At 33.6% G+C, this 13,736-nt stretch carries 15 protein-coding genes and 1 tRNA gene; 13 read left to right on the forward strand and 3 right to left on the reverse strand.

Features of this window, described 5'->3' with window-relative positions; all coding sequences use genetic code 11:
- Nucleotides 1–41 precede the first annotated feature (41 nt).
- On the forward strand, nucleotides 42–1,178 hold the full coding sequence (locus EDB96_RS02135) for a 1-acyl-sn-glycerol-3-phosphate acyltransferase (RefSeq protein ID WP_134139009.1): 1,137 nt from the start codon (nucleotides 42–44) through the stop codon (nucleotides 1,176–1,178).
- Complete coding sequence (locus EDB96_RS02140) at nucleotides 1,168–2,196, forward strand: asparaginase (RefSeq protein WP_057115785.1); 1,029 nt, start codon at nucleotides 1,168–1,170, stop codon at nucleotides 2,194–2,196. Before EDB96_RS02135 ends, EDB96_RS02140 begins: the two co-directional genes overlap by 11 nt.
- A gap of 107 nt (nucleotides 2,197–2,303) precedes the next feature.
- Here EDB96_RS02140 and EDB96_RS02145 read toward each other — a convergent pair whose 3' ends face one another.
- Entirely contained in the window at nucleotides 2,304–3,545 is a 1,242-nt protein-coding gene (locus EDB96_RS02145; protein ID WP_134139011.1) for an MFS transporter, read from the reverse strand.
- 91 nt (nucleotides 3,546–3,636) lie between these two features.
- On the opposite strand from EDB96_RS02145, the gene EDB96_RS02150 reads away from it, so the two are divergent.
- The 11 genes from EDB96_RS02150 (at nucleotide 3,637) to EDB96_RS02200 (ending at nucleotide 12,136) form a co-directional block, all read left to right on the forward strand.
- Entirely contained in the window at nucleotides 3,637–4,506 is an 870-nt protein-coding gene (locus EDB96_RS02150) for a LysR substrate-binding domain-containing protein (RefSeq protein WP_057115790.1), read from the forward strand.
- A 60-nt stretch (nucleotides 4,507–4,566) separates the two neighbouring features.
- Nucleotides 4,567–4,653 (forward strand) — tRNA-Ser (locus EDB96_RS02155).
- Nucleotides 4,654–4,821: 168 nt separating this feature from the next.
- The gene (locus tag EDB96_RS02160; RefSeq protein ID WP_134139012.1) at nucleotides 4,822–5,400 is read left to right on the forward strand and encodes a hypothetical protein; all 579 of its coding nucleotides are present in this window, start codon (nucleotides 4,822–4,824) and stop codon (nucleotides 5,398–5,400) included.
- A gap of 37 nt (nucleotides 5,401–5,437) precedes the next feature.
- A complete protein-coding gene (locus tag EDB96_RS02165) occupies nucleotides 5,438–5,773 on the forward strand; it encodes a hypothetical protein (protein WP_134139014.1) in 336 nt (111 codons plus the stop codon).
- 241 nt (nucleotides 5,774–6,014) lie between these two features.
- Nucleotides 6,015–6,377 (forward strand): S-adenosylmethionine decarboxylase family protein, encoded by a 363-nt coding sequence (locus EDB96_RS02170; protein ID WP_134139015.1) that lies wholly within the window; start codon nucleotides 6,015–6,017, stop codon nucleotides 6,375–6,377.
- Between the two features lie 3 nt (nucleotides 6,378–6,380).
- A complete protein-coding gene (locus EDB96_RS02175) occupies nucleotides 6,381–7,610 on the forward strand; it encodes a DUF4178 domain-containing protein (RefSeq protein ID WP_057115796.1) in 1,230 nt (409 codons plus the stop codon).
- Between the two features lie 4 nt (nucleotides 7,611–7,614).
- The gene (locus EDB96_RS02180) at nucleotides 7,615–7,794 is read left to right on the forward strand and encodes a hypothetical protein (protein WP_057115798.1); all 180 of its coding nucleotides are present in this window, start codon (nucleotides 7,615–7,617) and stop codon (nucleotides 7,792–7,794) included.
- A gap of 13 nt (nucleotides 7,795–7,807) precedes the next feature.
- Nucleotides 7,808–8,023 (forward strand): DUF350 domain-containing protein, encoded by a 216-nt coding sequence (locus EDB96_RS02185; protein WP_057115800.1) that lies wholly within the window; start codon nucleotides 7,808–7,810, stop codon nucleotides 8,021–8,023.
- The gene (locus EDB96_RS02190; protein ID WP_134139017.1) at nucleotides 8,016–9,536 is read left to right on the forward strand and encodes a polyamine aminopropyltransferase; all 1,521 of its coding nucleotides are present in this window, start codon (nucleotides 8,016–8,018) and stop codon (nucleotides 9,534–9,536) included. Before EDB96_RS02185 ends, EDB96_RS02190 begins: the two co-directional genes overlap by 8 nt.
- A gap of 88 nt (nucleotides 9,537–9,624) precedes the next feature.
- Nucleotides 9,625–11,139, forward strand: coding sequence for an NAD(P)/FAD-dependent oxidoreductase (locus tag EDB96_RS02195; RefSeq protein ID WP_243839297.1), 1,515 nt, complete (start codon nucleotides 9,625–9,627; stop codon nucleotides 11,137–11,139).
- Nucleotides 11,117–12,136, forward strand: a complete 1,020-nt coding sequence (locus EDB96_RS02200; RefSeq protein WP_134139019.1) for a hypothetical protein — start codon at nucleotides 11,117–11,119, stop codon at nucleotides 12,134–12,136. The genes EDB96_RS02195 and EDB96_RS02200 overlap by 23 nt, the downstream gene beginning before the upstream one ends.
- A 2-nt stretch (nucleotides 12,137–12,138) precedes the next feature.
- On the opposite strand, the gene EDB96_RS02205 is transcribed toward EDB96_RS02200, so the two are convergent.
- Nucleotides 12,139–12,645 (reverse strand): GNAT family N-acetyltransferase, encoded by a 507-nt coding sequence (locus EDB96_RS02205; protein ID WP_057115809.1) that lies wholly within the window; start codon nucleotides 12,643–12,645, stop codon nucleotides 12,139–12,141.
- Nucleotides 12,646–12,717: 72 nt separating this feature from the next.
- Nucleotides 12,718–13,683 (reverse strand): nitrilase family protein, encoded by a 966-nt coding sequence (locus EDB96_RS02210; RefSeq protein ID WP_134139021.1) that lies wholly within the window; start codon nucleotides 13,681–13,683, stop codon nucleotides 12,718–12,720.
- Nucleotides 13,684–13,736: the final 53 nt, after the last annotated feature.

Here is a 13,736-nt window from a genome sequence, read left to right on the forward strand (position 1 = left end):
TTTTTTTTTGTTCTTTTGCCCACTTAAAATCGATATAAATAATGCAGAAATTTGATGCCATTCGACCGTTTTATGATTCCGAAATAAATGAAGCACTTCATGATGTGGTAAACCATCCGATGATGAAAACCATGATGAACTTTACTTTTCCGGAAGTAGAAGATGAGGTTTGGAAGGATCAATTAAAGAAGACACATTCGATTCGTGATTTTCAATGCAACTTTATTTATAATACGATACAAAAGGTTTTAGAAAAAAGCTCTGAAGGACTTACAACTTCAGGTTTTGAGAAACTGGAAAAAAACACTTCTTATTTGTTTATCTCAAATCACAGAGATATTCTTTTAGATACAACATTATTAAATGTCTGCCTTTTCGAACATGGTTTGGTCATGACGGCATCGGCAATTGGAGATAATCTGGTTAAAAAAGCTTTCTTGGCTACTTTGGCAAAACTGAATAGAAACTTTTTAGTTTTAAGAGGATTAACACCTCGTGAAATGCTTCAAAGTTCAAAATTATTAGCCGAATATATCGGACAATTGCTGCTTCGCGAAAATCGTTCGGTTTGGATTGCCCAAAGAGAAGGAAGAACAAAAGATGGAAACGACGAAACCAATCCAGGAGTTTTAAAAATGATCGGAATGGGTTCTGATGAAGAAAACTTAATGGATTATTTTAAGAAATTAAAAATCGTTCCAGTTTCTATTTCGTACGAGTATGATCCGACAGATGTTTTGAAAATGCCGCAATTAATGGCAGAAGCAAATAACGAAGTTTACGTTAAAGATAAAAACGAAGATTTCATGACCATTCTAAGTGGTATCATGGGAACTAAAAAGAGAATCCATATTTCTGTTGGAGATGTTTTAGACAAAGAAATTGATCAGATTGTAGCTGAAAATGACAATGTTAATAAGCAAGTTCAGGCTTTGGCACAAACTATTGATGATGTGGTTTTAAAAAACTACCAATTGTGGCCGACCAATTTTATTGCTTACGATATTTTAAACGGAACAGACAAGTTTGCGCACAAATACAAAGAGAGCGAAAAATCGCTTTTTGAGCGTCGTTTAGAAATGCGTATCGGAAGCGATAATCCTGTTACCAGACAAGGATTTTTGGCAATGTATGCCAATCCTGTTGTCAATAAATTAAAATACCAAGATGTCATCTAAAGCTAAAATATTATTGATTTATACCGGAGGAACAATCGGTATGAGCAAAGACTTTGAAACAGGGGCACTTAAAGCCTTCAATTTTGGTAAATTAATACAAAAGATTCCAGAAATTAAGCAATTGGACTGTGAAATCGAATCTATTTCATTCGAACACCCAATTGATTCTTCTAATATGAATCCCGAAATGTGGACAAAAATTGCCACAATTATCGAGGAAAATTACGCTGCTTATGACGGATTTGTGGTGCTTCACGGATCAGATACAATGTCATATTCGGCTTCTGCATTGAGTTTTATGCTGGAGAATTTAGCTAAACCAGTTGTGTTTACAGGTTCTCAGCTTCCTATTGGAGATTTACGTACCGATGCAAAAGAAAACCTGATTACAGCGATTCAGATTGCTTCACTTCAAGAAAACGGAAAACCAGTTATTACCGAAGTCTGCTTGTATTTTGAATACAAATTGTACCGCGGCAACCGAACTTCTAAAGTAAATGCAGAACATTTTAGAGCTTTTACAGCACCAAATTATCCTGAATTAGTAGAATCTGGTGTTCACTTAAAACTAAACAGACATTTATTTCTTCCTATAAATAAAAACGCCGATTTGATTGTTCACAAAAATCTGAATAATCATGTAGCGATAATCAAAATGTTTCCAGGAATGAGCGAAGTAGTTTTGGCTTCAATTCTTGCTATTCCAGATTTAAGAGGAATTGTTTTAGAAACCTACGGCTCAGGAAATGCTCCAACCGAAGATTGGTTTTTAAATTTAATTGAGAAAGCAATTCAATCGGGATTGCATATTGTAAATGTTACGCAATGCTCTGGCGGAAGCGTGAATATGGGACAATATGAAACCAGTACAGCTTTAAAATCACTTGGAGTAATCTCAGGAAAAGACATTACTACAGAAGCGGCAATTACTAAATTGATGTATTTGCTTGGTCATAATATCCCTCAAAATGAGTTTAAGGATATTTTTGAAACTGCTTTGCGCGGGGAGATATCGTAGATGAAAATTCAAATATAAAAAATTCCAAATTCAATTTTGAGATTCACTCAGTTTGGAATTTGGAATTTTTATATTGGAATATCTCTCTAAAATTGGAATTTGGAATTTTAATTTTTGGAATTTTGATAAGGAACTGGGCAAGTCTCCAAATCTTCTGAAGTTTTATGATTTTTGTAATATACATACACAATTACAGAAATAATACAGATAATTCCTTGAATAACAACAGTATTTCGAGTTCCAATAAAGTGAGAAACGTAACCAATAATTAAACTTCCAACTGGTATCATTCCTTGATAAGCCATCATGTAATAGCTGATGCTTCTAGAACGCATATTTACTGTGCTCTGCGTTTGAATATAAATATTGATAGAAGAAGTTTGCCCCATCATTCCCACTCCGCTTAAGGTCATGCAGATCAAGGCAATCGTCAAACTGCTAGAAACAGCCAAAATAATAATACTAAAACCGAGAAGTAAGCTTGCTGCGATCATCAATTTATTCATGTTTTCAGTCGATTTTAAATTGGCTAAATAGATGGCAGATAAAACCGAACCAATTCCGGCAGCACTTTCAAACCAGCTGAAAGTCTGAGCATTTCCGCTAAAAATATCTTTAGCAAAAACTGGCATCAAAGTATTAAAAGAAATTACAAACAAACTGCTGCAGGTAAGCATAAGAAGCATTCTCGCCATTTCGGTTTCTTTTTTTACATAATCTAACCCTTCGATAAGATCGTCGAGCATATTTAATTTGTTTTCAGCTTTAATGTGCGGAGTAATTTTCATCATCAGCAATGAAATCAAAACCGGAACATAACTAATGAAGTTCCCGATAAAACAAATATCCTCTCCATATTGGTGCAGAATAATTCCCGCAAGTGCAGGTCCTGCGATACGAGCAAAATTGTTCATTGTAGAGTTAAGCGCAACGGCATTTGGAAGATCTTCTCTTTTATCAACAATATCGATCATCATTGTTTGACGGCAGGTCATATCAAAAGCATTGATTATTCCCTGAATAAGACTCAAAGCCAGAATAAAGTTGATATTGTAAATTTTTAGGTAAATAAGCAAAGCTAAAGTTCCAGCCTGAAGCATTGCGAGAGACTGCAAAACAATCATGGCGCGGTGTTTATCGTAACGTCCGATCATGCTTCCTGCCAAAGGAGCTAAAAAGAGTGACGGAATCATGCTTAAAAAAGTCGCTAATCCCAGTAGAAAAACAGATCCCGTTACACTGTAAATCATCCAGCTTACGGCGGTTTTCTGCAGCCAGGTTCCAATTACAGAAACAGATTGACCATAAAAGAATAACTTGAAATTTTTTGATTTTAACGCTTTAAACATAACCTTGAAATATTTGATACAAAGGTCGGGATTATGATTTCATTAGAAAAATTAATAATTTTACTTATAATAAGTAGTAAAACTTATCAATATGGAAATTTATCAACTGCAGTATTTTATCAAAACAGCTGAGGTTTTGCATTTTACCAAAGCTGCCGAATTGTGTTTTGTAACGCAATCGGGACTTTCGCAACAAATTAAAAAGCTGGAAGAAGAGCTCGGAATGCCTTTGTTTAAAAGAATTGGGAAAAAAGTACAATTGACAGAAGCTGGAGCTGTTTTTTTAATTCACGCTAAAAAAGTAGTTGAGAATGTCGAAAACGGAAAACAGGCAATTGAGGATTTAAACGAAATGATTGGCGGCGAACTCCGAATTGGCGTAACCTATATCTTCGGATTATTGATTCTGCCTGTTGTAAATGCATTTGCTAAGAAATACCAAAATCTCAAAATTATTGTCGAGTATGGAACTACCGAGGTTTTAGAACAGAAATTACTTGATAACGAATTAGATTTAGTATTTGTTATTTCGTCACACGAAATTGAAATGCCGATTCAGAAAGTACCATTATTTACTTCAAATATGGTTATGGTGGTTTCTAAAAATCATGCTTTAGCCCATTTAGATAAAATCGCTTTTAAGAAAATAGAAGAGATTCCGCTGATATTGCCAGGGAAAGGATCCAATTCGCGAGAATATGTCGAAGAACTGTTTAAAAAGTTTAATATGAAACCTAAAATTTCAATAGAGCTTCAGTCCATTCACGCATTACTGCAAATGGTAGAAAATAGCGATTGGGCAACAATTGTTGCCGAGATGGCTCTAAAAGATTGGGACGATCTCAAAGCTATTCAAATTACAGGAGTTGTCACTAAACGAGATTCGTATATGCTCACGCTTGGGAGTTACCAAAAGAAAGCTGTTAAACTATTTATGGAAGAATTTAAAAAAAGCATTTAAAGTAAACTTGCATTTTGTTTTTGTAACTCAGATTTTTTTGTGTTCTTTGCAAACCAATAAAGAAAGGTGTCCGAGTGGTTGAAGGAGCTAGCCTGGAAAGCTAGTATATGGGTAACTGTATCGAGGGTTCGAATCCCTTCCTTTCTGCGAATTATTCCTAAAGCCCAGTATTTACTGGGCTTTTTGCTGATTTTATAAATTTACTGTGTCAAAATTGTGTCAACCTTATTCTAAAAGATTTTTTCTATTTGATAAAATACTGCTAATAAAAGCTATCTTTAAGTAACCATAATTTTAAGAATTACAAGAAGATACATGAAACCAGCCTCAATCACATTTCTCATTATACTGCTCTTATCTTCCTGCGCTTCATTTTCAGACAAAATGATAAAAGATGCTAAAGTAACTTTAGTGGAAAATGATTTATCGAAGCTAGAAGGAACTTATGAATTATTTCCAGATTTGAAATATGATGAAAAAAGCAAGGCTGAACCAATTGATTCTGAAGATTCTAAAATAAACCATAGTCTCAATTATTTTGTTTCATCTAAACAGGTGAAATACGATTCTAAATCGAAATATTCTGTTGAGGTAAAACTAATTAATAAGAACACCATCAAGTTTATTACCAAAAATAAAACTGCTAAAATTGACAGCATTGAGTTAAGTGGAACACTCAAAAATGGACTTTTTTACCTAAACAATAAATTCTTAAAACGAAACGGCATTCCGTATCTTGCCGGCGGTTTTACCAATTATAAAACAAGAATCGGACTAGCAAAAGACAACGGACTTTTAGTCAATTATGCTTATGATAATTCTGGTGCAATTCTTTTTCTTTTTTGGGCTGGATCTGCTTATAATCTGGGCTATCATTACAACCGAATCAAGTAATTTTAAAGTTTAAATTTGTTGATTAAAAAGTATTTGCATGTATAAATATCATTTTCGTCCAGGTTATCAATCAACAGAACTTTTAATAGATGTTTTTAGCGGTGCTGAAAGCGAAAATTTCAATTCTGATTTCCTGTATGCGATTCAAGAAATAAAACCCAAAATGATTGATATTCTCGATTTATGGATGAACGATGAAGTATTAATGACGTACGATTCTGAAATTGGAAGTTTTACAATTTCAAAAGATATCTGGGGTTTTGCTTTTATAATGGCAGAAAATAATCAGGATGGTTTAGCTAGGATTGATTCGATTTTGGAAAAGTCAGAACTGTTTGAGAAAGTGCAAGTTGATTTTCAAAATTATAAATGAAAACGAAAATTTCTAATCTAGCCCCGATAGAAACGATATCCTTTTGTGGCGGGGTTCCCCGCAAAAGATATAGTGAATAGCGGGACTAAAGGTTTTATGAAAATGAATATTATCTGCTTCCTAAAACAAAAAAAAACACCAATACATAGTTCTGAGAAGTTATGTTAAAAATGCTTTTCTTTAGATTATTTTATTACAGAAATTATTATATATTTGGCTGCTGTGTAATATAAATAATTTGATGGATTTACCTCCTTATTCGCCAGGTTTGCATAAACTGGTTACTTTACATGTCGACGAAATTTCTAAGCTTACCAATAGCGACGGTTTTGTTGCGGTTACCAATTCTATTTTAGAAAAATATGAACTTGAAAAGGTTGGTGTTGTAGTGCATGATTTTGAAAACGAAAGTTTTACAATTTCATTCTGCCTTAAAGAATCTCATATTTGTATACACACCTGGCCAGAATACAAGCAGCTTACTTTGGATGTTTATTTATGCAATTATCTTCAGGATAATTCGCAGAAAGTACGTGCTGTAATGGCCGACTATATTGCCTATTTTGATGCAGAAATTATTAAGGATTTTGAAATTAACCGATAAGATATGAAGATTCCTTGTTACGATTGTAATACAGAAACCGAATTAGAGGTTGGTTTTGAAGTAATCAATTTTGTCTGTCCGAAATGTCAGAGTTTATATGCTATTGACAAAGAGGGAAAGTTTCGGAGAAGATCCAAATATAGAAACGTTCTCAGAGATTATCCGCTAGAAATTGGTGATGTAGGATTTCTGAAAGGGAGTGAATACAAAGTTACAGGCTTATTAAGGAAAAATGTACATCCTAATTATACATGGACAGAGTTTATTCTACAGAATGACGCTAAAGAATTTCTATATCTTTCTGTTTCTAATGGACATTGGATGATGCTTACCGAAATGGAAAGTATTGAAGAACTAAAAAAAGGTGTTAAAGTTCTAAAGCATGATGATGTAGATTATGATCTGTTTGAACATTCGGATGCTGAGATTATAGATGCACAAGGTTTTTTTGATTTTGAACTTCCTCAAAACAAATTAATTCATCTTGCTGAATTTATAAATCCGCCTAATATCATTTCTGTTGAAAAGATGAATAACGTACAAACGGCATATTATGGTGAATATGTGAGCAAAAGTGTCATTCAGAAAGCTTTTCCAAAAAGAACAATGCCATATCAGTCTGGTGTTAATATGATTCAGCCATCTCGCTTTGACCTTAGAAATACAGCCATTATTTTCTGTCTTTTCGCCTTATTGATTATAATGGCAAACTGGTATATTTATAAAGATCAGGTGGAGCAAAATGTTTTCAATAGTGCTATTAAATTTAGCGAATTTGATAATAAAGAAATTACCAGTCCATCTTTTGTGCTCAATGGTGCTTCTGCTCCTATGACGATTAAGGTTTCAACAGGGGTTAATAATTCATGGGCAAATTTGAATGTTGCTTTAATTAATGAAGATAATGGCGACGAGATTTATGCCAACAAAGATATAGAATACTATTACGGTTATTCTGATGGAGAATCTTGGACAGAAGGGAGTCAGTCTGAGAAGTTTAATATCTGTGGCGTAAAAGCAGGTAAATACCATCTTCTAATAACACCAATGAAAGCTCCTGAAGATGCTAATAATAGTGAAATGAATGTTAATGTGGTTTGGAATCAGCCTTCGAATAGAAATCTATGGCTGGTTATCATCGGTATGGTTGTGATTTATTTCGTAATACGATATTTTAAAAATCAATTTGAAAAACAGAGATGGTCAGACAGTTCCTACTCGACTTACGAATAATAATATGAAAAGAATTTCAGATTTCTTTATCAATAATTGGGCGCCATTAGCAATTGGATTCTTTTGCTTTGGAGTTTATATTTATTTTGCTCTAGCAGGAAATAGAATCTGCGACTGCGAAACCACAGAAAATTACAAACCAACAGGAAGCCGTTCTTCTTATAATCATTTTTACCACAAATAAAAACTCAAACAATATGGAATTAATTCACGCGCAACCAATAGTAAATTCAATTATTTATTCTTTTTTAGGCATTATCATTTTATTAATCGGTTATTATATTATTGAAAAACTTACTCCAGAAAATACTTGGAAAGAAGTTGTAGAAAAGAATAATATTGCTGTTGCCATTGTTTTAGCAGCATTTATCATTGGAATTTCAATGATTATTAGCGCCGCAATTCATGGGTAAAAAGTTTCTTAGGTTTGAATTTCTTTTACTCTTTGCCGTATTTATAATTGCCACCTGCGGACTTATCTATGAGTTGGTTGCAGGAACTCTGGCGAGTTATTTATTAGGCGATTCGGTAAAACAGTTTTCATTTATTATTGGCGTGTACCTGTTTTCTATGGGTATAGGTTCTTTTTTTTCAAAGTTTTTTCACAAGAATCTGCTTAACACTTTTGTAGAAATAGAAATACTGGTTGGACTTATTGGAGGTCTGAGTTCGGTAGTTTTGTTTTTACTGTTTGAAAGTGTGGGCTCTTTTCAATTCATCTTATATTTATTTGTTTTCGTAACCGGATTTTTGGTTGGTTTAGAGATTCCGCTTTTAATGAATATTTTAAAAGACAGAGTCGAGTTTAAAGATTTGGTTTCGAATGTTTTTACATTTGATTATATCGGAGCATTATTAGCTTCAATTTTATTTCCGTTGGTTTTAGTGCCAAAATTGGGAATTATGGGAACCTCTCTTTTCTTCGGAATGATTAACGTAAGTATTGCTATTGCTTTATGTTTTTTATTGAAAAGAGAACTAAAGAAACCTGCTTTACTGCGTGCAAAAGCCGTTTTTTCATTTTTATTATTGCTGACTGTTTTTGTTTTTTCGAATGATATTCTAGCTTATTCAGAAGGGAAATTGTACGGAGAAAATATTATTTATACCAATTCGACACCTTATCAGCGTATTGTTTTAACGCACAATAAAAGCGATTATAGGCTTTATTTAAATAATAACCTGCAATTCAGTTCGGCAGACGAATATCGTTATCACGAAGCTTTGGTTCATCCCGTTATGTCGATGGCAAAAAGTGTAAAAAACGTTTTGGTGTTGGGAGGTGGAGACGGTTTGGCAGTTCGCGAAATATTGAAATACAAAGAGGTGCAAAAAGTGACTTTGGTTGATTTGGATGAAGGAATGACAAAGTTGTTTAAAACTAATACAGTCTTGACCAATTTCAATAAAAATTCACTTAATAATTCTAAGGTTACCGTTATCAATACCGATGCTTATATCTGGGCTAAAAGCTGTAAAGAGAAATTCGATGCTGTGATAATCGATTTTCCAGATCCGTCCAATTATAGTTTAGGGAAATTGTACTCGCTTAATTTCTATCAAACCATAAAAACCATTTTGCAGCCAGACGCTGCGGTTGTTATACAAACTACTTCACCTTATTTTGCGCCAAAATCTTTTTGGTGTATCAATAAAACGGTAATGCAGGTTTTTCCGCAGGTCGATGCATATCATGCCTATGTTCCGTCGTTTGGAGAGTGGGGTTATACCATTGCCATAAATGGTTTTGGAACAACTTTTAATACCGTAAACCGAAAAGCTGACGGACTAAAATTTTACAATTACCAGTTTGACCGTTTTAATTATTTTAGCAACGATATGATTTCAAATCAAATCGAAATCAATCGTTTAGATAACCAGATTTTAGTACGCTATTTTGATGAAGAGTGGGGAAAACTGCAATAAATCCAGAAGGAATTTTATAAAAGGTGTCGGCGCCTCGTTGCTGCTGATTCCGTTTCTGCAGTTTTGTTCTAATAAAATTGCGGTACTAATGATTCGTTTATCCGGCACCAAACATTTGCTCGGACATCGTTTGTGGATCAAAGATTTTCCTAAACCAACCAGACAAGTTGAGATTCCGTATCTAATTGTCGGAGGAGGTATTGCTGGCTTAAGTGCAGCACGCCAATTTCAAAAAAGAGGAATAACAGATTTTTTAATCGTAGAATTAGATAATCATTTGGGAGGAAATTCTTCAAACGGAGAAAACAAATATTCCAAATATCCTTTGGGTGCGCATTATCTGCCGCTCCCTAATTTTCAAGATAAAGAATTGCTTGGTTTTCTCGAAGAAGAAAAAATAATTCTGGGTTACGATCCAAAAGGTTTTCCTGTTTTCGACGAATTACAATTGACTTTTGCACCAGACGAGCGTTTGTTTTATAAAAATAATTGGCAGGAAGGCGTTGTTCCAAAAGAGGGAAACATGGTTTCTGATGACTTGGAGTTTCAGAAATTCTTCAAAGAAATGGATATTTTTAGAACAGCAAAAGGACAAGATCAGAAATACTTATTTGATATTCCGCTTTATCTTTCATCGTCAGATGAAAAGACGAGAGCTTTAGATAAAATTACAATGAAGAAATGGTTTAAAGATAATCATTTTACCTCTGAACCTTTATTCAATTATATCGATTACTGCTGTAAAGATGACTTTGGTTTAGGAATTGAATTTGTTTCGGCTTGGGCAGGGATTCATTATTTTGCAGGAAGAAAACAAGACAGCACAGCCGAAAAACACGACAGCGTTTTAACTTGGCCAGAGGGAAATTCGCGTCTTGCCAATCATTTAAAAAAGTATACAAACGATAAAGCTTTAAAAAGCCATTTGGTTTATGAAGTAAAAATCGAAAACAACAAAGTAATTGCAAAAGCTTTTGATGATGTCAGCAAAACAGCTGTTGAAATCATTGCCAATAAAGTAATAATGGCTTCTCCGCAATTTGTAAATCAATATTTGATCAAGGACAGAAAAACGTTTACCAAAGATTTTCATTACACGCCTTGGCTTTTAGCAACTTTGGTTGTAGAGGATTTGCCCGATAATTTCAGTTTTCCACTGGCTTGGGATAATGTAATTTACGGTTCCAAAGGTTTGGGTTATGTTTACGATCAGCATCAGAATTTAAATCAGGTTCAGGAGAAAAAAGTAATTACGTATTACTTTAGTTTTTCTTCTGCAGATTTAAGAAAAACGAGAAAAGAGCTGTATAAAAAAGACAAAGAATATTGGAAACAGTTTGTTTTGAATGATTTAAAAATTGCGCATCCTGATATTGAAGAATATACAGAAGACATTGAAGTTTTTCTATTAGGGCACGGCATGATTTCGCCTGCGCCGGGGTTTATTTTTGGAGAATCGAAGAAACTAGCCAAACAGAATATTCAGAATGCTGTTTATTTTGCACATAGCGATTTATCAGGAATTTCGATTTTTGAAGAAGCTTTTCACCAAGGAATTAATGTTGTAAATGAGATTTTAGATGGAACAACCGTGGATTCATAAAGCAAAAACAGATTTAGCATTCATTATAGGTCCGTCATTTTTTGTGCTGGCCATAATTTTTATTTTTCAAGGTTATATTACCAGAATTGAAGAAAATTATTCTTTTTATACTTGGCTTTTTTTAATTGTTTTTATTGATGTAGCACACGTTTATGCAACATTATTCAAAACCTATTTTGCTGCCGATGAATTCAAGAAACAAAAACAAAGATTGATTCTTTTACCGATTATTTGTTTTTTGACAGGAATTGTACTTTTTTCTTTTGGCAGTTTAGTTTTCTGGTCGTTTTTGGCTTATGTTGCTGTCTTTCATTTTATCAGACAGCAGTATGGTTTTATGAGATTGTACGCCAGAAAAGAAACCAAAACTAAAATATCGGTTTGGATTGATAATCTGGCGATTTATGCTTCAACTGGATATCCAATGTTGTATTGGTTTTTTTCGTCTAAGCGAAAGTTTAACTGGTTTGTAGAAAATGAATTTTTTAGGTTTGAAAGCCAAACAATCTTAGAAATCCTATTTTGGATTTATATCGGAATTTTGATTTTGTATGTCTTTTATACTGCCATAAAATCAATTCGAAATCACTTTTTTAATATTCCGAAAAACAGCATTATTCTAGGTACAGCACTTTCTTGGTATTTCGGAATAGTGTATTTTAATGACGATTTGATTTTTACTTTATTAAACGTCGTTTCGCACGGAATTCCATATATGGCTTTGATTTATTTTAAAGAAATTGACGGTAAATCTAAATCAGAATTGGGTCGTCTGTCTTTTTTAAAACAATATAAAGGCATTCTTGTTTACGTTGGTATCTTAGTTTTAATTGCCTTTTCAGAAGAATTTCTTTGGGAACTTTTTGTTTGGAATGAAAACATAAACATAACCAATTTTGATTTTTCGAGTTGGCAGATTTTATTAGTTCCGTTGTTGAGTGTTCCGCAGTTTACGCATTATCTGCTGGATGGATTTATCTGGAAATCTAAAAAATAAATTTAAACCTTAATCTCAAACAAACTAAAAGAACCTTCTTTGTAATGTTCTGGTAATTCATTGGTCCATTCTATGGTGCTGATTCCTTTGTATGTAAAACCACAGCTGGTGTAATACTTATTTATTCTTTCGTTTCCGCTGTGTGTGTCAAGACGAATGTATTCTTTACCATTTTCTTTGGCATATTCCTTAGTCCATTCTATAATTTTTTTGACATACGACTGCCCTCTGAATTTTGGATTCGTAGCAATACGATGCAAATATACCGCAGGATCTTTGCTAGCTTCTTTCCAAATAATTTCATCATTAAAAGTAATTACAAATGTACAAGCAACTTCATCTCCTTCTTTGATTACAAAATGACGATTTTCGGCAATTTCTTTTTCTATTAATGCTCTTTCAAAACCTCTCCAGCTTTTATTATTGACTGTTTTTTGATACGATGTAGCTTGATTGTAAATATCGAAAACAGCGTCGATATCTTGAGTTGTAGTTTTAAAAAATTCCATTATTGGGCTAATTCTGTAAATTAATGAATCTTCAAAGATAAATCTTTCAACAGCTTTATACGGGTGAAATGTTTAATTTATGCTTTTTTTATCAGGGTTTAACCAAACGACATTTTGTTCAGAATTGTGATCTTGTCCAATAATTTCTTTGTACAATTCTGGTCTTCTAGCTTTTATATAACGATTTCCTCCTGCTTGAATGCATTTTTCGGGAGTAATTATAGCAGTTGCAAAAGAATCATCAAAAGTTCTGCATTCTGCCAATATATCTCCAAACGGATCAATAATCATAGAACAGCCATTTTTGAGCTGGTCGTCATCCATACCAATCGGGTTTGAAAATATGGTATAAACCGCATTGTCATAAGCTCTTGCCGGAAGCCATTTCATAAGCCAGTCACGGCCTTTCATCCCATCAAATTCTAATCGTAACGATGTTGGATCAGCTTCTCGGTTTTCCCAAAGCTGCGGAGCAACAAAACCAGCGCCCGGTCGGGTAGAAGGTGTGCACATTGTTACATGAGGCATAAAAATAATATCGGCTCCTAGAAGCTTTGTGGCGCGGACATTTTCTATAATATTATTGTCGTAACAAATTAAGATACCGCATTTCCATCCTGCAATTTCAAAAACACAATAACGATCTCCAGCGGTTAAATATGGATTTATAAAAGGATGTAATTTTCGATATTTGGCAACTAGACCATTTTTATCAACACATGCATAGGCTTTGAATAAATTATCATTTTCATCTTTCTCAAAAAGCCCTGCCAATATTACAATGTTGTTGTTTTTAGCAATTTGAGTCAATTTTAAAATGCTTTCGCCGCTCGGAATTAATTCTGCCAAGTCTAGCATTTGCTCTTTGGATAGATTTCTTGCGAATGTATATCCTGTTATTGAACATTCGTGAAACGAAATTACATCGCAGCCTTCTTCAGATGCCTTTTTCGAAAGCTTTTCAATTACAGATAAATTATAGTTTTTATTGCCGCTTTTGTTTTCAAATTGAGCTGTAGCTATTTTTAGATTTTTCATATTTTTCACTATTAATTAGGGTCAAAATTAGTGTGAGCAATACGTTATAAATT

It is taken from the genome of Flavobacterium sp. S87F.05.LMB.W.Kidney.N, from assembly GCF_004366435.1.
GTDB lineage: Bacteria > Bacteroidota > Bacteroidia > Flavobacteriales > Flavobacteriaceae > Flavobacterium.

What these genes read in the sequence shown, in the direction of transcription:
- EDB96_RS02165 (WP_134139014.1), top strand. Translation starts at nt 5,438, where the DNA reads ATGTATAAATATCATTTTCGTCCAGGTTATCAATCAACAGAACTTTTA.
- EDB96_RS02195 (WP_243839297.1), top strand. Translation starts at nt 9,625, where the DNA reads ATGATTCGTTTATCCGGCACCAAACATTTGCTCGGACATCGTTTGTGG.
- EDB96_RS02205 (WP_057115809.1), bottom strand. Translation starts at nt 12,645, where the DNA reads ATGGAATTTTTTAAAACTACAACTCAAGATATCGACGCTGTTTTCGAT.
- EDB96_RS02160 (WP_134139012.1), top strand. Translation starts at nt 4,822, where the DNA reads ATGAAACCAGCCTCAATCACATTTCTCATTATACTGCTCTTATCTTCC.
- EDB96_RS02180 (WP_057115798.1), top strand. Translation starts at nt 7,615, where the DNA reads ATGAAAAGAATTTCAGATTTCTTTATCAATAATTGGGCGCCATTAGCA.
- EDB96_RS02170 (WP_134139015.1), top strand. Translation starts at nt 6,015, where the DNA reads ATGGATTTACCTCCTTATTCGCCAGGTTTGCATAAACTGGTTACTTTA.
- EDB96_RS02150 (WP_057115790.1), top strand. Translation starts at nt 3,637, where the DNA reads ATGGAAATTTATCAACTGCAGTATTTTATCAAAACAGCTGAGGTTTTG.
- EDB96_RS02185 (WP_057115800.1), top strand. Translation starts at nt 7,808, where the DNA reads ATGGAATTAATTCACGCGCAACCAATAGTAAATTCAATTATTTATTCT.
- EDB96_RS02190 (WP_134139017.1), top strand. Translation starts at nt 8,016, where the DNA reads ATGGGTAAAAAGTTTCTTAGGTTTGAATTTCTTTTACTCTTTGCCGTA.
- EDB96_RS02135 (WP_134139009.1), top strand. Translation starts at nt 42, where the DNA reads ATGCAGAAATTTGATGCCATTCGACCGTTTTATGATTCCGAAATAAAT.
- EDB96_RS02210 (WP_134139021.1), bottom strand. Translation starts at nt 13,683, where the DNA reads ATGAAAAATCTAAAAATAGCTACAGCTCAATTTGAAAACAAAAGCGGC.
- EDB96_RS02200 (WP_134139019.1), top strand. Translation starts at nt 11,117, where the DNA reads ATGGAACAACCGTGGATTCATAAAGCAAAAACAGATTTAGCATTCATT.
- EDB96_RS02145 (WP_134139011.1), bottom strand. Translation starts at nt 3,545, where the DNA reads ATGTTTAAAGCGTTAAAATCAAAAAATTTCAAGTTATTCTTTTATGGT.
- EDB96_RS02175 (WP_057115796.1), top strand. Translation starts at nt 6,381, where the DNA reads ATGAAGATTCCTTGTTACGATTGTAATACAGAAACCGAATTAGAGGTT.
- EDB96_RS02140 (WP_057115785.1), top strand. Translation starts at nt 1,168, where the DNA reads ATGTCATCTAAAGCTAAAATATTATTGATTTATACCGGAGGAACAATC.